Origin of the sequence: Pseudomonas sp. IT-P100 (assembly GCF_949767185.1) — a bacterium.
Lineage (GTDB): Bacteria > Pseudomonadota > Gammaproteobacteria > Pseudomonadales > Pseudomonadaceae > Aquipseudomonas > Aquipseudomonas fluorescens_B.
Window position 1 is genome coordinate 77,140 of the sequence record NZ_CATKQK010000008.1, and the last position, 16,877, is coordinate 94,016.

General features: G+C 58.8%; 19 protein-coding genes. 6 read left to right on the forward strand and 13 right to left on the reverse strand.

Features of this window, described 5'->3' with window-relative positions:
• Positions 1 to 7: 7 nt before the first annotated feature.
• Genes lspA through ribF form a run of 3 tightly spaced genes read right to left on the reverse strand, consistent with a single transcriptional unit; the run spans position 8 to position 4,295 of the window.
• Entirely contained in the window at positions 8 to 520 is a 513-nt protein-coding gene (lspA, locus tag ACM6IQ_RS06585) for a signal peptidase II (RefSeq protein WP_017340852.1), read from the reverse strand.
• A complete protein-coding gene (gene ileS / locus ACM6IQ_RS06590) occupies positions 513 to 3,344 on the reverse strand; it encodes an isoleucine--tRNA ligase (protein WP_017340853.1) in 2,832 nt (943 codons plus the stop codon). The genes lspA and ileS overlap by 8 nt, the downstream gene beginning before the upstream one ends.
• Entirely contained in the window at positions 3,345 to 4,295 is a 951-nt protein-coding gene (gene ribF / locus ACM6IQ_RS06595; RefSeq protein WP_414878319.1) for a bifunctional riboflavin kinase/FAD synthetase, read from the reverse strand.
• Here ribF and ACM6IQ_RS06600 point away from each other — a divergent pair.
• A complete protein-coding gene (locus ACM6IQ_RS06600; RefSeq protein ID WP_414878338.1) occupies positions 4,212 to 4,475 on the forward strand; it encodes a hypothetical protein in 264 nt (87 codons plus the stop codon). The genes ribF and ACM6IQ_RS06600 overlap by 84 nt on opposite strands.
• On the opposite strand, the gene murJ is transcribed toward ACM6IQ_RS06600, so the two are convergent.
• Positions 4,425 to 5,963 carry a murein biosynthesis integral membrane protein MurJ gene (gene murJ, locus ACM6IQ_RS06605; protein ID WP_017340855.1) on the reverse strand — a complete coding sequence of 513 codons (1,539 nt, stop codon included), beginning with the start codon at positions 5,961 to 5,963 and terminating at the stop codon, positions 4,425 to 4,427. The two genes, ACM6IQ_RS06600 and murJ, sit on opposite strands and share 51 nt — an antisense overlap.
• Positions 5,964 to 6,215: 252 nt before the next feature.
• On the opposite strand from murJ, the gene rpsT reads away from it, so the two are divergent.
• The gene (gene rpsT, locus ACM6IQ_RS06610; protein WP_008154937.1) at positions 6,216 to 6,494 is read left to right on the forward strand and encodes a 30S ribosomal protein S20; all 279 of its coding nucleotides are present in this window, start codon (positions 6,216 to 6,218) and stop codon (positions 6,492 to 6,494) included.
• Between the two features lie 185 nt (positions 6,495 to 6,679).
• Here rpsT and ACM6IQ_RS06615 read toward each other — a convergent pair whose 3' ends face one another.
• The 5 genes from ACM6IQ_RS06615 to rplU form a co-directional block, all read right to left on the reverse strand.
• Positions 6,680 to 7,144 carry a CreA family protein gene (locus ACM6IQ_RS06615; protein WP_017340856.1) on the reverse strand — a complete coding sequence of 155 codons (465 nt, stop codon included), beginning with the start codon at positions 7,142 to 7,144 and terminating at the stop codon, positions 6,680 to 6,682.
• 12 nt (positions 7,145 to 7,156) lie between these two features.
• The gene (gene proB, locus ACM6IQ_RS06620) at positions 7,157 to 8,275 is read right to left on the reverse strand and encodes a glutamate 5-kinase (protein WP_017340857.1); all 1,119 of its coding nucleotides are present in this window, start codon (positions 8,273 to 8,275) and stop codon (positions 7,157 to 7,159) included.
• 123 nt (positions 8,276 to 8,398) lie between these two features.
• On the reverse strand, positions 8,399 to 9,622 hold the full coding sequence (gene cgtA / locus ACM6IQ_RS06625; protein WP_017340858.1) for an Obg family GTPase CgtA: 1,224 nt from the start codon (positions 9,620 to 9,622) through the stop codon (positions 8,399 to 8,401).
• 193 nt (positions 9,623 to 9,815) lie between these two features.
• On the reverse strand, positions 9,816 to 10,091 hold the full coding sequence (gene rpmA, locus ACM6IQ_RS06630) for a 50S ribosomal protein L27 (RefSeq protein ID WP_017340859.1): 276 nt from the start codon (positions 10,089 to 10,091) through the stop codon (positions 9,816 to 9,818).
• A gap of 35 nt (positions 10,092 to 10,126) precedes the next feature.
• On the reverse strand, positions 10,127 to 10,441 hold the full coding sequence (gene rplU / locus ACM6IQ_RS06635) for a 50S ribosomal protein L21 (RefSeq protein WP_003176051.1): 315 nt from the start codon (positions 10,439 to 10,441) through the stop codon (positions 10,127 to 10,129).
• A gap of 240 nt (positions 10,442 to 10,681) precedes the next feature.
• Between rplU and ACM6IQ_RS06640 the strand changes: the two genes are divergently transcribed.
• The 3 genes from ACM6IQ_RS06640 (at position 10,682) to ACM6IQ_RS06650 (ending at position 12,616) form a co-directional block, all read left to right on the forward strand.
• Positions 10,682 to 11,650 carry a polyprenyl synthetase family protein gene (locus ACM6IQ_RS06640; RefSeq protein WP_017340860.1) on the forward strand — a complete coding sequence of 323 codons (969 nt, stop codon included), beginning with the start codon at positions 10,682 to 10,684 and terminating at the stop codon, positions 11,648 to 11,650.
• A gap of 160 nt (positions 11,651 to 11,810) precedes the next feature.
• The gene (locus ACM6IQ_RS06645) at positions 11,811 to 12,152 is read left to right on the forward strand and encodes a zinc ribbon domain-containing protein YjdM (protein ID WP_010467527.1); all 342 of its coding nucleotides are present in this window, start codon (positions 11,811 to 11,813) and stop codon (positions 12,150 to 12,152) included.
• A gap of 206 nt (positions 12,153 to 12,358) precedes the next feature.
• The gene (locus ACM6IQ_RS06650; RefSeq protein ID WP_017340862.1) at positions 12,359 to 12,616 is read left to right on the forward strand and encodes a hypothetical protein; all 258 of its coding nucleotides are present in this window, start codon (positions 12,359 to 12,361) and stop codon (positions 12,614 to 12,616) included.
• 128 nt (positions 12,617 to 12,744) lie between these two features.
• On the opposite strand, the gene ACM6IQ_RS06655 is transcribed toward ACM6IQ_RS06650, so the two are convergent.
• The 3 genes from ACM6IQ_RS06655 to ACM6IQ_RS06665 form a co-directional block, all read right to left on the reverse strand.
• Positions 12,745 to 13,362, reverse strand: coding sequence for an FKBP-type peptidyl-prolyl cis-trans isomerase (locus ACM6IQ_RS06655; protein WP_017340863.1), 618 nt, complete (start codon positions 13,360 to 13,362; stop codon positions 12,745 to 12,747).
• A gap of 121 nt (positions 13,363 to 13,483) precedes the next feature.
• The gene (locus ACM6IQ_RS06660) at positions 13,484 to 13,795 is read right to left on the reverse strand and encodes a DUF6482 family protein (RefSeq protein WP_017340864.1); all 312 of its coding nucleotides are present in this window, start codon (positions 13,793 to 13,795) and stop codon (positions 13,484 to 13,486) included.
• Between the two features lie 135 nt (positions 13,796 to 13,930).
• Complete coding sequence (locus tag ACM6IQ_RS06665; RefSeq protein WP_007943976.1) at positions 13,931 to 14,419, reverse strand: TIGR00645 family protein; 489 nt, start codon at positions 14,417 to 14,419, stop codon at positions 13,931 to 13,933.
• Positions 14,420 to 14,578: 159 nt separating this feature from the next.
• On the opposite strand from ACM6IQ_RS06665, the gene ACM6IQ_RS06670 reads away from it, so the two are divergent.
• The gene (locus tag ACM6IQ_RS06670) at positions 14,579 to 16,408 is read left to right on the forward strand and encodes a hypothetical protein (protein WP_414878320.1); all 1,830 of its coding nucleotides are present in this window, start codon (positions 14,579 to 14,581) and stop codon (positions 16,406 to 16,408) included.
• 5 nt (positions 16,409 to 16,413) lie between these two features.
• On the opposite strand, the gene ACM6IQ_RS06675 is transcribed toward ACM6IQ_RS06670, so the two are convergent.
• Positions 16,414 to 16,755, reverse strand: coding sequence for a hypothetical protein (locus tag ACM6IQ_RS06675; RefSeq protein WP_017340866.1), 342 nt, complete (start codon positions 16,753 to 16,755; stop codon positions 16,414 to 16,416).
• Between the last annotated feature and the right edge of the window lie 122 nt (positions 16,756 to 16,877).

A 16,877-nucleotide genomic window follows, 5' to 3' on the forward strand; every position in this document is an offset into this window, starting at 1 on the left:
TACCTGTTCAGTCATGAACGGCTTCTCCGGTTTTCTTGGATTTGAACATGTCCAGCGCCAGCATCACCGCACCCACAGTAATCGCACTGTCGGCAAAGTTGAACGCCGGGAAGTACCAGCGGTTCTGCCAATGCACCAGAATGAAATCGATCACATGGCCCAGGGCAATGCGGTCATACAGATTGCCCAGCGCGCCACCGAGTACCAGGGCCAGCGCAATGGCCAGCCAGGTTTCGTTGCGCCCCAGACGTTTGAGCCACACCACCAGCACCGCACTGACCACGACCGCGATCAGGGCAAACAGCCAGCGCTGCCAGCCCGAGCTGTCGGCCAGGAAGCTGAACGCCGCACCGGTGTTATAGGCCAGGGTCCAGCTGAAGTAATCGGGAATCACCACGATCTGCTGATACATCTTCAGCGAGCCTTCAAAGTAGAACTTGCTGGCCTGGTCGATGACCAGGACCAGCAAACTCAACCAGAGCCAGCCCAGCCGTCCGAAACGGCCAATGGCATTAGGCATAGTGACGAACCTCGCCTGCGCCGCTGATGTTGTCGACGCAACGACCGCAGATTTCCGGGTGCTCCGGATTCACGCCGACGTCTTCACGGCAGTGCCAGCAACGGGCGCACTTGGCGAAGGCCGACTTGACGATTTTCAGCTTCAGGCCGCTGACTTCGGTGACTACCGCGTCCGCTGGTGCCTGAACAAAAGGTGCAACGCTGGCGGTCGAGGTGATCAGCACGAAGCGCAGTTCGTTGCTCAGCTTGGCCAGGTCGGCGCTCAGCGCGTCTTCGGCAAACAGCGTCACTTCGGCTTGCAGGTTGCCACCGACGGCCTTGGCCGCGCGCTGGATTTCCATTTCCTTGTTCACAGCGACCTTCACCGCCATGATCCGCTCCCAGTAGGCGCGGCCCAGTTCAACGTTTTCCGGCAGTTCGGTCAGGCCTTCGTACCAGGTGTTGAGCATCACCGATTCGTTGCGCTCGCCCGGCAGGTATTCCCACAGTTCGTCGGCGGTGAACGCGAGGATCGGCGCGATCCAGCGCACCAGCGCTTCGGAGATGTGGTACAGCGCGGTTTGCGCCGAACGGCGGGCCTTGCTGTTGGCGCCAGTGGTGTACTGACGGTCCTTGATGATATCGAGGTAGAAACCGCCCAGCTCCTGCACGCAGAAGTTGTGGATCTTGGAGTAGACGTTCCAGAAGCGGTATTCGCCGTAGTGCTCTTGCAGCTCGCGTTGCAGCAGCAGCGTGCGGTCCACGGCCCAACGGTCCAGCGCGAGCATTTCTTCGGCCGGCAGGATGTCGGTGGCCGGGTTGAAACCGGTCAGGTTGGAGAGCAGGAACCGCGCGGTGTTACGGATCCGCCGGTAGGCGTCCGCACTGCGTTGCAGGATCTGCTCGGACACCGCCATTTCACCCGAGTAATCGGTAGAAGCGACCCACAGACGCATGATGTCGGCGCCCAGTGTGTCGTTGACCTTTTGCGGTGCGATCACGTTGCCCAGCGATTTGGACATTTTGCGACCGGACTCATCCACGGTGAAACCGTGGGTCAGCAGCTCGCGGTACGGCGCGTGGTTGTCGATGGCGCAACCGGTCAGCAGCGACGAGTGGAACCAGCCGCGGTGCTGGTCCGAACCTTCCAGGTACAGGTCGGCACGCGGGCCGGTCTCGTGGCCCATCGGGTGCGAACCGCGCAGGACGTGCCAATGCGTGGTGCCCGAATCGAACCAGACGTCCAGGGTGTCGCTGATCTTGTCGTACTGCGGCGCTTCGTCACCGAGCAACTCGGCCGCGTCCATCTTGAACCAGGCTTCGATGCCTTCGACTTCGACGCGCTTGGCGACTTCTTCCATCAGCTCGGCGGTACGCGGGTGCAGTTCGCCGCTTTCCTTGTTCAGGAAGAACGGGATCGGCACGCCCCAGTTGCGCTGACGGGAGATGCACCAGTCCGGACGGTTGGCGATCATCGAGTGCAGGCGCGCCTGGCCCCAGGCTGGAACGAACTTGGTGTCTTCGATGGCTTTGATCGCCCGCTTGCGCAGGGTTTCGCCGGTCGCAGGCTCTTTGTCCATGCCGATGAACCACTGCGCGGTGGCGCGATAGATCAACGGAGTCTTGTGACGCCAGCAGTGCATGTAGCTGTGTTCGATGATGGTGGTGTGCAGCAGCGCACCGACTTCGGTCAGTTTGTCGACGATGGCCGGGTTGGCTTTCCAGATGAACTGGCCGCCGAAGAACTCCAGCGACGGTACGTAAACGCCGTTGCTTTGAACCGGATTGATGATGTCATCGTTGACCATGCCATATTTCTTGCAGGTCACGAAGTCGTCTACACCGTAGGCCGGCGAGGAGTGAACCACGCCGGTGCCGGCGCCCAGTTCAACGTAGTCGGCCAGGTAAACCGGCGACAGGCGATCGTAGAACGGGTGACGGAAGTTGATCAGTTCCAGTTCTTTACCGGTGGTGGTCGCGATGACCGAGCCTTCCAGGCTGTAACGGGCCAGGCAGGATTCGACCAGCTCTTCAGCCAACACCAGCAGTTTGTCGCCGACATCGACCAGGGCGTAGTTGAATTCCGGGTGAACGTTCAGCGCCTGGTTGGCCGGGATGGTCCACGGGGTGGTGGTCCAGATCACGATCGAAGCCGGTTTGGCCAGGGACGACAGACCGAAAGCGGCAGCCAGTTTGGCTTCATCGGCAATCGGGAACGCCACGTCGATGGTCGAGGACTTCTTGTTCTCGTACTCGACTTCCGCTTCAGCCAGGGCCGAACCGCAGTCAAAGCACCAGTTCACAGGCTTGAGGCCCTTGAACACGAAACCGCCCTTGACGATTTCGGCGAGCGCGCGGATTTCACCGGCCTCGTTCTTGAAATCCATGGTCTTGTACGGGTTGGCGAAGTCGCCCAACACGCCCAGGCGGATGAACTCGGACTTCTGGCCTTCGATCTGCTCGGTGGCGTAGGCACGGCACAGTTCGCGGGTCTTGTCCGCGCCCAGGTTCTTGCCGTGGGTCACTTCGACTTTGTGCTCGATCGGCAGGCCGTGGCAATCCCAGCCCGGAACATAAGGCGCGTCGAAACCCGACAGGGTCTTCGAGCGAATGATCATGTCCTTGAGGATCTTGTTCAGCGCATGACCGATGTGAATCGTGCCGTTGGCGTACGGAGGACCGTCGTGAAGTACGAACTTCGGACGATCCTTGCCAATTTCGCGCAACTTACCGTACAGGCCAATGCTGTCCCAGCGCTGCAGAATCTGCGGTTCGCGCTGAGGCAGGCCGGCCTTCATTGGGAAGGCGGTGTCCGGAAGGTTTAGCGTGGCTTTATAGTCGGTCATTTATGGCTCTTCATTAGCGATTGGCGCTAGGTGCGACAGGGCACGGGCGGCGGCGACATCCGCATTGATCGCCGTCTTAAGCGCCTCCAGAGAGGCGAAACGCTGCTCTTCACGCAGCTTTTGGTGGAAAACCACCGTCAAACGCCGGTCATACAGATCGCCGGCAAAATCTAAAAGATGGACTTCGAGGTGGGCCTTGCCATCCCCTTGGACCGTTGGCCGCACGCCGATATTGGCGACGCCTGGCCAGGTCTTGCCGTCGATGTCGATGTCGACCAGGTAAACCCCGGACAACGGCACACGACGACGCTTGAGTTGAATGTTGGCGGTGGGCGTACCCAGTTGGCGCGCCAGCTTCTGGCCGTGCAACACGCGCCCGGTAATCTGGAACGGACGACCGAGCAGGCGTTCGGCCAAGGCAAAATCTGCAGCGGCCAAGGCATTTCGCACCTGCGTGCTGCTGACGCGAATACCCTCCAGCTCAACGGTTTGCGCCGCTTCGACAGTGAAGCCTTGCATGACGCCGGCCTGTTGCAGGAAATCGAAATCCCCTACCCGGTCACAGCCGAAGCGGAAGTCGTCACCGACCTCAAGGTGCTGGACGCCGAGGCCGTCCACCAGAATGGTATCGACGAACTCACTGGCACTGAGCTTGCTCAGGCGCTGGTTGAAGGCCAGGCACAGAACCCGGTCGACACCTTCGTCAGCCAGCAGCTGCAGTTTGTCTCGCAGACGAGCCAGACGGGCCGGTGCCGTATCCGGGGCGAAAAACTCCCGCGGCTGCGGCTCGAAAATCACCACGCAGCTGGGTACGCTCAACTCGAGCGCTCGCTCACGCAGCCTCGCCAGGATAGCCTGGTGGCCACGGTGAACACCGTCAAAGTTGCCAATAGTGGCGACACAGCCCCGATGCTGGGGGCGCAGGTTGTGGAGGCCTCGAACCAGCTGCATAACGCGCTTCTTGCTCATAAAGTGGTCGATTATAACCACACCCGGCGGCCGACGACAGGCAACACCGTAACCCAAAGTGATCGAGCCGACAAAACCGCCGCCCCGCCCGTGTTTATCGAGGCCGAAGCCTCAGCTCAACGCCTTGCGATTGAAGTCGCGCAAACGGAAGCCCATCAATAGCAACATGCCGAAATACGAGACCACGCCAGCCCCTACCAGAGCGCCCAGCCGCAGGAATCGCTCAAGCATGTGGCCCTGATCCCAGGCCGGCATAAAGTGCATTCCGGCCAGCAACACCGCAGACATCACCGCAACCGCGACCACCAGTTTGCCGCCAAACTTCGCCCAGCCTGGTTGCGGCTGATACATCTGCTGCTTGCGCAGTTGATAGAACAGCAACCCGGCGTTGATGCAGGCACCAGCGCTGATCGCCAGCGCCAGACCGGCATGGGCCAGCGGGCCAATCAGCACCAGGTTGAACAACTGCGTGACGATCAACGTGAAAATCGCGATTTTCACCGGGGTACGGATGTTTTGTTGCGCATAAAAGCCGGGCGCCAGCACTTTGATCACAATAATTCCGAGCAAACCGACCGAATAGGCGATCAGCGCCCGCTGGGTCATGGAGGCATCAAACGCGCTGAACTGGCCGTACTGGAACAGTGAAACCGTCAGCGGCTCGGCCAGAATCCCCAGCGCCAGCGAGCACGGCAACACCAGCATGAAGCACAGGCGCAGGCCCCAATCGAGAATCCGCGAATACTCGGCGCGGTCCTTGCTGGCATAGGTCTTGGCCAGGGTCGGCAGCAGAATCGTGCCCAACGCCACGCCCAGGACCCCGGATGGCAATTCCATCAAGCGGTCGGCGTAATACATCCACGACACGGAACCGGCAACCAGGAACGAGGCAAAAATGGTGTTGATGATCAGCGAAATCTGACTCACCGAAACGCCGAGAATCGCCGGCAGCATTTGTTTCATGACCCGCCAGACACCGCTGTCGCGCAAGTTCAGGCGCGGCAGCACCAGCATGCCGATTTTTTTCAGGTGCGGCAGCTGGTAAAGCAATTGTGCCAGGCCACCTGCCAGGACCGCCCAGCCCAGTGCCATGACCGGTGGATCGAAGTACGGCGTCAGGAACACCGAGAAGATGATCATGCTGACGTTGAGCAAGGTCGGCACGAAGGCCGGCACCGAGAAGCGGTTATAGGTGTTGAGAATCGCCCCGGCCAACGAAGACAGGGAGATCAGCAATATATAAGGAAAGGTCACCCGCAACAGGTTGGCGGTCAGCTCGAATTTTTCCGGGGTGTCGGTAAAACCTGGCGCGGTCGCCCAGATTACCCATGGCGCCGCGAGCATGCCCAGTGCAGTGACCAGGGCGAGCACCAGCGTCAGCAGACCGGAGACGTAGGCAACAAAAGTGCGCGTCGCCTCTTCGCCCTTCTGGTTTTTATATTCGGCAAGAATCGGCACGAATGCCTGGGAAAAAGCCCCTTCGGCGAAGATCCGGCGCAGCAGATTGGGCAGTTTGAAGGCGATGAAGAAGGCGTCCGTCGCCATCCCCGCGCCAAATGTACGCGCAATGAGGGTGTCACGGACGAACCCCAGAATCCGGGAAAGCATCGTGATAGAGCTGACGGCGGCCAACGATTTGAGCAGATTCATTGAAAGAGTTTGTGCCTGTCGATAAACAGCAGGCGAACAACGCGCCCACTTATGCGATACTCCGCGCCGCAGCAGCACAGAGCCAAAGCTCGCGAGTTTACAGGTCAAGCGCCGGAAATAAATATCCCGCCTCTTTATACCTACCACTTAGCGGAACGTCTCAACCGCCCTTGACAAGACATCAACTCATCGGCATGATTCGCGGCCTATTTTGTTTGCTATTTCCTAAAAAGTCTTTCGAGGAGCTCGACGGTGGCCAACACACCTTCCGCCAAAAAACGTGCAAAACAGGCTGAGAAGCGTCGCAGCCACAACGCCAGCCTGCGTTCCATGGTTCGTACCTACATCAAGAATGTAGTTAAGGCCATCGACGCAAAAGACGCTGAAAAAGCTCAAGCTGCTTACGTTCTGGCCGTGCCAGTTATCGACCGTATGGCCGATAAAGGCATCATCCACAAGAACAAGGCTGCTCGTCATAAGAGCCGCCTGAACGGTCACGTCAAGGCTCTGAACCTTGCTGTTGCCGCATAAGCGATAAGCTTGTTGAAAAACCGACCCCAGGGTCGGTTTTTTATTGCCTGTGATTTGGCAAACACAGGACAAAAAAATGTGGGAGCGAGCCTGCTCGCGATGAGTGACTAACATTCAACATCTCTGCTGACTGAAAGTCCGCTATCGCGAGCAGGCTCGCTCCCACAATTTGGATCTTCGCTAGCTTATTGAGCGTGCGTCCACGGCAGAATCGGAATCGCCGTCACCGCATTCTGAGGGCTGCCCTCGATCAAGCGATCGCTGTAGACCAGGTACACCAGCGTATTGCGCTTCTTGTCGAGGAACCGCACCACCTGCATGGTCTTGAACACCAGCGAGGTGCGCTCCTTGAACACCTCCTCACCATCCTTCAACTCGCCCTTGAAGTTGATCGGACCCACCTGACGACAGGCGATAGACGCTTCAGCGCGATCCTCAGCCAGGCCCAGACCGCCCTTCACGCCACCCGTCTTGGCACGCGACAGGTAGCACGTCACGCCCTCCACCTTCGGATCGTCAAATGCCTCGACCACGATGCGGTCATTCGGGCCGACGAACTTGAACACCGTCGACACCTGGCCAATCTCCTCGGCCGAGGCCAGCAGCGGCATTACCAACAGCAGACCCAACAATCCTTTTGTCACGCGCATTCAGGTATTCCTTCAGACCAGGATCAGGTTATCGCGGTGAACCAGTTCCGGCTCCGCCATGTAACCCAACAGACCGACAATCGCCTCAGACGACTGACCGATGATTTTCTGCGCTTCCAGCGCGCTGTAGTTGGCCAGGCCACGGGCGATCTCACGACCGTCCGGCGCCACACACACCACCATTTCGCCGCGACGGAAACTGCCCTGGACGAGCTTGACGCCGACCGGCAGCAGGCTTTTGTTGCCTTGGGACAACGCCGTCACCGCGCCCGCATCCAGCACCAGCGTGCCGCGGGTTTGCAAATGGCCGGCCAGCCATTGTTTGCGCGCTGCCAGCATGCCGCGTTCAGGCGACAGCAAGGTGCCGATACGCTCGCCCGCCTTCAGGCGATCCAGGACACGCTCGAGGCGTCCGCCAACGATGATGGTGTGCGCACCGGAACGCGCCGCAAGACGCGCCGCGCGCAACTTGGTTTGCATGCCGCCGCGCCCCAACGCACCGCCGGTACCACCCGCCACGGCGTCCAGCGCCGGGTCATCGGCGCGCGCTTCGTAAATCAGCTTGGCATCGGGATTGTTGCGCGGATCGGCATCGAACATGCCGTCGCGATCCGTCAGGATCACCAGTAAATCAGCTTCGACCAGGTTGGCCACCAGCGCCGCCAGCGTGTCGTTGTCACCGAAACGGATTTCATCCGTCACCACCGTGTCGTTTTCGTTGATCACCGGGATCACTTTCAACTCGACCAAGGCACGCAAGGTGCTGCGGGCGTTCAGGTAGCGCTTGCGGTCGGACAGGTCGTCGTGCGTCAGGAGAATCTGCGCGGTATGTCGGCCATGCTCGGCAAAGCTCGATTCCCAGGCCTGAACCAGGCCCATCTGACCGATGGCGGCCGCCGCCTGCAACTCGTGCATCGCACTGGGTCGTACGGTCCAGCCCAGACGGCTCATGCCCGCTGCCACCGCCCCGGAGGACACCAGCACCAGCTCAACGCCCGCCTCATGCAAGGCCACCATCTGTTCGACCCAGACACCCATTGCCGCGCGATCCAGGCCCTTGCCGTCCGCCGTCAGCAAAGCGCTGCCGATTTTCACGACCCAACGCTGCGCACCTGTCACCTTGCTCCGCATCATCTTCAACCTTAGCTTGAGGACAGCGCGACCCAGCGCTGCCCGTAACGTTATTCGTGACTACCGATTTCCAGATACCAAAACGCCGCTCAATTGAGCGGCGCTTAAGTTTACTGCAACGAATCAGTCGCGCACGTAAATGATTTCCGGACCGTCCTCATCATCCACGTCTTCCTCGTCCCAATCATCGTCGCCGATGTCATGGACCGACTTCACGCCGCTGCGACGCAGTGCACGCTGGTCGTCCAGGGCTTGCAACTGAGCACGGGCTTCGTCTTCGATGCGCTGATCGAGATCGGCCAGCTCTTCCTTGTAAGCCGGGTCGTTCGCCAGGCGATCGGCACGATCTTCCATGTAACGCATGATGTCGTGGCACAGACGCTCGGTGCCCAACTTGGAAATGGCAGAGATCACGTAAACCGGACCGGTCCACTCCAGGCGATCGACGATTTCCTTGACGCGAGCATCGTGCTCTTCTTCAAGGATCTGGTCGCACTTGTTCAGCACCAGCCAACGATCACGCTCAGCCAGGGACGGGCTGAACTTGGTCAGTTCGCTGACGATCACTTCGGCAGCATCCGGGGCACTGGTGTCGTCAAGCGGCGCCATGTCCACGAGGTGCAACAGCAAACGGGTACGCGACAAGTGCTTGAGGAAGCGAATCCCCAGGCCTGCACCATCGGAAGCGCCTTCGATCAGGCCCGGAATGTCCGCGACCACAAAGCTCTTCCAGCGATCGACGCTGACCACGCCCAGGTTCGGCACCAGCGTGGTGAACGGGTAGTCGGCGACTTTCGGCTTGGCGGCCGACACCGAGCGGATGAAGGTACTTTTGCCCGCATTCGGCAAGCCCAGCAGACCCACGTCCGCCAACACTTTCATTTCCAGTTTCAGGTCACGCGCCTCACCCGGCTTGCCCGGAGTGGTCTGACGCGGAGCGCGGTTGGTACTGGATTTGAAACGGGTGTTGCCCAGGCCGTGCCAGCCGCCGTGAGCCACCAGCAGTTTCTGGCCAGCCTTGGTCAGGTCGCCGATCACTTCCTGGGTGGCCGCATCGATGACAGTCGTGCCGACCGGAACACGCAACACCAGCTCTTCACCTTTCTTGCCGGTGCAGTCGGTGCTGCCGCCGTTGGAGCCGCGCTCGGCATCGAAGTGCCGGGTGTAACGGTAGTCCACCAGGGTGTTGAGGTTTTCATCGGCGATCATGTACACCGAACCGCCATCACCACCGTCACCGCCGTTCGGGCCACCGTTTTCGATGAATTTCTCGCGACGGAAGCTCATGCAACCGTTGCCGCCGTCGCCGGCCTTTACTCGAATCGATACTTCATCAACAAACTTCATAACAAAACGCCTCTCGCCATACGGACGAGCCGAAAAAATCTAGACATAAGACTCTTGCAAAAATGAGCGCAGCGACCTCAATCAACGACCGCAAATCCAGCGCTGGAGCCCATTACAAACAGCTTTGCAAGAGACTCACCCCACAAACGAAAAAGCCCCGTCGCAAGACAGGGCTTTTCCAGCAACCACGTAATTATGCCGCGACGACTTCAGTCTTCGGGACAATGCTTACGTAACGACGACCGAAGGCGCCCTTTACTTCGAACTTGATCACGCCGTCGATTTTAGCGAACAGAGTGTGATCTTTACCCATGCCAACACCGTAACCGGCGTGGAATTGGGTGCCGCGCTGACGCACGATGATGTTGCCCGGAATGATAACCTGGCCGCCATACATCTTCACGCCAAGGCGTTTGGCTTCTGAGTCGCGACCGTTACGGGTACTACCACCAGCTTTTTTGTGTGCCATGAGTTCAATTCTCCTAGTGAGGAATTAGGCTGAAATTAAGCCTGAATACCGGTGATTTTGATCTCGGTGTACCACTGGCGGTGGCCCATACGCTTCATGTGGTGCTTACGACGACGGAACTTGATGATGCGGACTTTATCGTGACGACCTTGGGAGATCACTTCAGCCACAACGGTAGCGCCAGCAACAACTGGAGCGCCGATATTCACGTCATCGCCATTGGCGACCAACAGAACGCGATCAAAAGTTACGGATTCGCCGGTAGCGATTTCCAGTTTTTCAATCTTCAGGTATTCACCTGGGGCGACTTTGTACTGCTTGCCACCAGTAACGATTACTGCGTACGACATGGTATTTCTCCGATAATCCTGCTCACCCAGCTCTTTATAAGAAGAGGTATTGGCTGGCATGGCTGCATAAGGCTGGAAGGCCTGTTTGCAATTGCGTAAGGCAGGTGCTGCCCAGGAAGTTCAGGGTGCGCGATTGTACGCAAGCTGCCGGGGCGATGCAAGAGGCCGTCCATCGTGCCTTGACACCCGCCGACGTGGGTCCTAGCATGCCGCGCAACCCTTCTGGAGCAACTGTCGCTGATGCAACCCCAAGCTTTCTACCGCGCGGTGGCGGACGATTTTAGCGCCGTCGACGGCATCATCAAGAAGCAGCTGACTTCCCGAGTGCCGCTGGTATCGAAAATCGGCGACTACATTACCTCGGCCGGCGGAAAACGCCTGCGTCCTTTATTAGTGCTGTTGTGTGGCAAGGCCCTTGGCCGCGAAGGCGACGACCTGCGTCTGCTGGCCGCGACCATCGAGTTCCTGCACACCGCCACCCTGCTGCATGACGACGTGGTCGATATGTCCGGCATGCGCCGTGGCCGCTCGACCGCCAATGCCATGTGGGGCAACGCTCCGAGTGTGCTGGTGGGCGACTTCCTGTATTCGCGTTCCTTCGAAATGATGGTCGAACTGGGCTCCATGCCGGTGATGAAAATCCTTTCGCAGGCCACGCGCATCATCGCCGAAGGCGAAGTGTTGCAGCTGTCGAAGGTCCGCGACGCCAGCACCACCGAAGAAACCTACATGGAAGTCATCCGCGGCAAGACCGCGATGCTCTTCGAAGCTTCGACCCACAGTGCTGCAGCCCTCTGCGAAGCCACTCCGGAACAGGCCGAAGCCCTGCGCACCTTTGGTGATCACCTGGGCGTGGCTTTCCAACTGGTGGACGACCTGCTGGACTACAAGGGCGATGCGGAAACCCTGGGCAAGAACGTCGGCGACGACCTGGCTGAAGGCAAGCCGACCCTGCCACTGATCTACACCATGCGCGAAGGTACGCCGGAACAGGCGGCACTGGTGCGAAAGGCGATTCAGAAAGGTGGCATCGAGGACCTCGAAAGCATCCGCGAGGCCGTTGAAGCGTCCGGCTCCCTTGAGTACACCGCGCAACTGGCCCGTGATTATGTGGCCCGTGCGATCAAATGCCTCGATGCGCTGCCTGCCAGCGAATACCGCGATGCATTGGTGGAATTGAGCGAGTTCGCAGTAGCCCGCACACACTAAAAGCAAGATTAAAAGATCGCAGCCTTCGGCAGCTCCTACGGGCGGACACAAAACCCCGCAGGAGCTGCCGAAGGCTGCGATCTTTTGCTGTCAGCTCCCTCGCCCGAAAAAACCCTATATAATGTGCGCTTTTTAGCGATCCTGAATCCAAGGAGCTTTAGTGAGCACGTTGCCACCCTGCCCGAAATGCAATTCCGAATACACTTACGAAGACGGCGCTCAGCTGATCTGCCCCGAGTGCGCCCACGAGTGGTCCGCCAGCGGCGAAGCTGAAGCAGCGTCCGATGACACCGTGAAAAAAGATTCCGTAGGCAACGTCCTGCAGGACGGTGACACCATCACCGTGATCAAGGACCTCAAGGTCAAAGGCACGTCGCTGGTGGTCAAGGTTGGCACCAAGGTCAAGAACATCCGCCTGTGTGATGGCGACCACGACATCGACTGCAAGATCGACGGCATCGGGCCGATGAAGCTCAAATCCGAGTTCGTCAGAAAAGTCTGAGCCGTCTGCAATCCATCCCGCGCCCTGCGTGGGATGGTGCTTCGCCCTCCTCCGCTTCGCCCAGCAATCCCTGGCAATAGCCAAACGCCAGCCGTTTTGACCTTACGCAATCTTTACCCGGAAAAAACCGCAAACCGCCAATAGGCCCTTGCTATTTGATGAATAAGAATTATTCTCATTGGAACAACCCAATGGAGATGAGAACCATGACTTATTTGATCGATGCCTGGCTGGACCGCCCACACCCATACCTCAGGATCCTGCATCGGGAAACCGGGGAAGTCTGCGCGGTGCTTGAAGAGGAAGCCTTGAACGAGTTGCAGGATCAGGGTGATCTGGACGTCAACGGCCTGAGTTCCAGCGAGCCGGTGGTGCTCAAGGAACTGGTACGCAATCTGTTTCTGTTCTGCTATGCCCGGGCGTTGCGCCCGACCAGTGAGCTGCACAACAAGCTTGAAGTATGAATAGCGCCGTAAAAACTGTGGGGCCAGCCTGCTGGCGAGGGTATCAACGCGGTCTTGAAGAAACCCGGTCGCTCCCATCGCCAGCAGGCTGGCTCCCACATTAGACCGTCATGGTGACAGCCCAGACCTTACAGAACGTCGAGCAGCTCGACGTCGAAGACCAGTACGCTGTGCGGCGGAATGCTGCCAACGCCTTGAGCGCCGTAAGCCAGTTCGCTCGGCACGTACAGGCGCCATTTGCTGCCGGCGTTCATCAGTTGCAGGGCTTCGGTCCAGCCAGCGATCACGCCGCCAACCGGAAACTCTGCTGGCTGACCACGATCGTAGGAGCTGTCGAACACAGTGCCGTCGATCAGGGTGCCGTGGTAGTGAGTACGCACGGTGTCTTCACGGGATGGCTTGGCGCCTTCGCCGGCAGTCAGCACTTCGAATTGCAGACCGGAAGCCAGGGTAGTGATGCCATCGCGCTTGGCGTTTTCAGCCAGGAATGCCAGGCCTTCGCCAGCAGCCGCTTCAGCTTTGGCAGCCGCTTCGGCTTGCATGATTTCGCGAATAACCTTGAAGCTCGCGGACATTTCTTCCTGACCCACACGGCTTGGCTTGCCGGCGAACGCGTCGGTCAGGCCTGCGAGGATCGCGTCCAGGCTAACGCCCGGCGGCGGGTTGTCGCGCAGTTGGTCGCCCAGCTGACGGCCAATACCGTAGCTGACGCGGGTTTCGTCGGTGGACAGATTTACTTCGGACATGACACTGCTCCGCTGTGCGGACGGCCCTGGAACTTGCCGTGCGTGCACAGCGCGTCCCGGAGCGCCCGGAACCAAAAGGGCCAGCAGACTAGCACAGATGTCGCTGCGCTGATGAGGGCTGTCAGCGCAGCCCTGTTGTACGGAAAGAGATCGGCACCTTCAGACTTTCTCCAGCACTGCCGCCCAGACCGCACATTTCGTCATGAACCGAGGTATGCACCAGGTTGAACGGCAAGCTGGGGCAGGCATGGAGTATTTCGCGTGCATGCTCGACCGAGCGCAGGTGAAACATCTGGCCGCGAGCGTCGCTCAAGGGGTACGCCGCGCCATGCATGCGCGCTTCCAGCAGGTAGATTCCACCTTCCATGGAGATCAGGTTCAACTCATCGACCTTCCCGGCGATGGCATAAGCATTCAGCTCTTGCAGGTTCATGAACGCACCTCACACAGTGGCGAGCCAACATCCTTACAGGCATAGGCCTCACTGCATCAAAGCACAAGCCACAAACGACACCGCCCGTCTGTTTCGCAACGGACGGGCGGTGTAAAAAAGGCAAAAACGCAGCAATCAGTGCTTGGTCAGCTTATCCAGATACCCCATGGCAAAGGCCGACACCACGAAAGTCATGTGAATGATCACGTACCACTTCAAATGCTCGGGATCGACGTTTTTGGCGTCCATGAAGATCCGCAACAGATGGATCGATGAAATCGCCACGATGGACGCCGCGACCTTCATCTTCAACGAAGACGAATCCATGGTGCCCAGCCAGTTGAGTTTTTCCTTGCTGTCGTCGATATCCAGTTGAGAGACGAAGTTCTCGTAACCGGAAATCATCACCATCACCAGCAAACCACCCACCAGTGCCATGTCGATCAACGACAGCAGCACCAGGATCAGGTCCGACTCAGCCATCGAGAACACGTTGGGAATGACGTGGAAGACTTCCTGGAAGAATTTCAGCGCCAGAGCCAGCAGACCGAGGGACAGGCCGAAGTAGATCGGCGCCAACAGCCAGCGGGAGGCGTACATTGCATTTTCGATAAAGCGTTCCATTGAATCTCACATGTGGACTGGAAATGGCCGCGAGTATACCAGCCACCTGTTACAGCCAGAAACCATCGGGAAATCCGCCACCTGCACGTGTGTCACAAGGTTTTTCTGCTAGTGTCCAAACCATTGACAGCTCAGCGACAGCGGACAGGAAGACGGGAAATGGGTGTGCGATTGCCTTTGATGAGCGCCGGGGTTTGCCTGGCCGTGCTGATGAGCGGCTGCTCGCCCAGCGATGACAAACGCCAGGTCAGCCTCGAGGAAAAAACCGCGCAGTTCGAGAAGGCCCTGGATGCCATTCAGGACCCGAAACTCAAGGATATCGTGGCCGAACTGGGTGGTTCGCTGCTGTTGCTCGAGCGCGCACAACTCAAACTCGACAGCAAACCCGTGGTCACCGAGTACGGTGAAGACGTCCTTGCGGTGCTCAAGCACTATCCCACGCCCCAGGCGCTGGTCGACACGTACATCAACGGCCTGATCGTGTTGCACAAGGACTCCAGCTCCGACTACCTGACCGACCTGCAGCCAGTGTTCCCCTTCAACTTCGACATTCCGGCCGCGTTTCTCTTTCCCCATGGCCTGGAATGGCAGTCGGTGACCCTGAGCAACAAACGCGTGATCGCGTTCCAGCCGGAATGGTCGGAAACCGACCCCGGCATTCAGCTAAGCCCGTCGAGCTCCAACCTGACCAACCCCGATGACCTGACAGTGACTTATCCGTTCATCGATGGCCTTGACGTCGACAACAAGCACCAACCGCAGCCGGTCAGCCTGCAAGGCAAAGTGGAAGTCATCGCACCCCGCAGGCTTTATAGCTTCGACCTGACAAAAAAGGACGTGGGCCAGACCCGCACCAACGACAACCTCAGCGTCACCTTGCTTAAACTGACAAACAACTACGCCGAGATCGAATTCAACAACAGCGCACCGCTGGCGCCCGAGGTGGGCGGAACGCCGCTCAACCCGCTGATCGTCCAGGCCAAAGACACCACCGGGCAATTTCTTTCGCGCGCCGGCTCGATCAACGAAACCGCCGCGCAAATTGCCTTTTTTCAACAACAGCTCGCAAAAATGCAGCAACAAAAGGCCTGGAGCGAAACGTTCGAAAAACAACTCTATGAAGAGCAACGCGCTTTTGAAAAGCAGCAAAAAAACCATTACTCCAAGGTGTACTTCAACGGGCCGATCGAGACCCTTGAAGTCAGCCTGCTCGACTTCTCGGCGGTCACGGTCACACGCAAGGACCTGGACCTGCCAGTCCGTCGCTTCGACCAGCACACCACCGATAAAACCATCCAGCCACTGACCTTGCCGGTGGTGGTGTACGACGATCAGGCCCCGACCTGGCTCAAAGGTGCGACGCTGACTGAGGAACAACTGAAAAAGAGCGTCAGCATCCGTCAAGCGGTGGAAGATCCTAGCGCGGCGCGCATCGAATTCGACCACGCCCGAAGTTTCAACGATGAATTGCTGGGGACGTCCTTCAACCCCGGGGACAGCCCGGTCAGCTTCTTTACCGAGGACAGCAGCGGTCAACGCGATGAGCCGATCGAGTTACCGCCGGAGGCGTTTCAGATCGATCCTCTGCGCGGCATCATCACCTACGATCTGAACCTGTTTGCGCAAACGCCGGCCTACGCGGTGGGCTCCATGCCGCTGTTCCTGGCGACGGTCGACAAGCAGACACTCGATGCCCACCAACTGCCCAAAGGCCTGGAATTGAAAGGCAATGCGCTGGTGGTTGATCTGAAGCTGTTTCCCGCCCAGGACTGGCGCTTTTTCGCCAGGGACGATAGCGGTCACTATCTCAAGGAGATTCTTTCGGTCATTCACGACGCGAGCGCAGAAGGCCCGGCGTTATTCGGTGTGCATTACTTCTATGGCCAGCCCACTCATCTGGAAACCTATCAGCGAACCGACCTCACCACCGTGCAATACGGCTTCGAGGTCAAGCTCGACAAGGCTGACACGTCCAGCCTTGACCAATAGCCTTCTCAATGGTCGGGGCGAAACTCGAAGCCGCCCAGGTTGCGGCAACGGCCACCATTGATTTCCCGCAGCTGGGCTTGCAGGTGCAGGCACCAGATTTGTGGATCGTCGGCCAGTTCGTAGCCGTGCAGGGTCAGGCTTTCAACAATGGTGTCGAGGATTGATTCAGCCACGAAAGGGCCATGAAACGGGCCCTGGGCCTTGATGGCTGACGGTTGTTCGCCGGCCATTCCGGCGGCAAACAGCAAGGTCCACATGCCCGTATCGCCAGCCAATGGCTTGATGGCGCATTCGATACGGGTCACAAGACCCAGGCATTGACGGGTGAGGCAGAGGTTGCGCGACATGGCGGCGACCCTCGTTAGATCCGGTATTCAGCCCCCACGGGAGAGCTGTCTCGATCCAGTGATTACTGTCGATATCCTTGAGCTCAGAATAGAAGAAAAGTCTGACCAGCACGTCAACTGAG

Coding starts and splice junctions, on each gene's coding strand:
- lspA (WP_017340852.1), bottom strand. CDS start 520: ATGCCTAATGCCATTGGCCGTTTCGGACGGCTGGGCTGGCTCTGGTTG.
- ileS (WP_017340853.1), bottom strand. CDS start 3,344: ATGACCGACTATAAAGCCACGCTAAACCTTCCGGACACCGCCTTCCCA.
- ribF (WP_414878319.1), bottom strand. CDS start 4,295: ATGCAGCTGGTTCGAGGCCTCCACAACCTGCGCCCCCAGCATCGGGGC.
- murJ (WP_017340855.1), bottom strand. CDS start 5,963: ATGAATCTGCTCAAATCGTTGGCCGCCGTCAGCTCTATCACGATGCTT.
- ACM6IQ_RS06615 (WP_017340856.1), bottom strand. CDS start 7,144: ATGCGCGTGACAAAAGGATTGTTGGGTCTGCTGTTGGTAATGCCGCTG.
- proB (WP_017340857.1), bottom strand. CDS start 8,275: ATGCGGAGCAAGGTGACAGGTGCGCAGCGTTGGGTCGTGAAAATCGGC.
- cgtA (WP_017340858.1), bottom strand. CDS start 9,622: ATGAAGTTTGTTGATGAAGTATCGATTCGAGTAAAGGCCGGCGACGGC.
- rpmA (WP_017340859.1), bottom strand. CDS start 10,091: ATGGCACACAAAAAAGCTGGTGGTAGTACCCGTAACGGTCGCGACTCA.
- rplU (WP_003176051.1), bottom strand. CDS start 10,441: ATGTCGTACGCAGTAATCGTTACTGGTGGCAAGCAGTACAAAGTCGCC.
- ACM6IQ_RS06640 (WP_017340860.1), top strand. CDS start 10,682: ATGCAACCCCAAGCTTTCTACCGCGCGGTGGCGGACGATTTTAGCGCC.
- ACM6IQ_RS06650 (WP_017340862.1), top strand. CDS start 12,359: ATGACTTATTTGATCGATGCCTGGCTGGACCGCCCACACCCATACCTC.
- ACM6IQ_RS06655 (WP_017340863.1), bottom strand. CDS start 13,362: ATGTCCGAAGTAAATCTGTCCACCGACGAAACCCGCGTCAGCTACGGT.
- ACM6IQ_RS06660 (WP_017340864.1), bottom strand. CDS start 13,795: ATGAACCTGCAAGAGCTGAATGCTTATGCCATCGCCGGGAAGGTCGAT.
- ACM6IQ_RS06665 (WP_007943976.1), bottom strand. CDS start 14,419: ATGGAACGCTTTATCGAAAATGCAATGTACGCCTCCCGCTGGCTGTTG.
- ACM6IQ_RS06670 (WP_414878320.1), top strand. CDS start 14,579: ATGGGTGTGCGATTGCCTTTGATGAGCGCCGGGGTTTGCCTGGCCGTG.
- ACM6IQ_RS06675 (WP_017340866.1), bottom strand. CDS start 16,755: ATGTCGCGCAACCTCTGCCTCACCCGTCAATGCCTGGGTCTTGTGACC.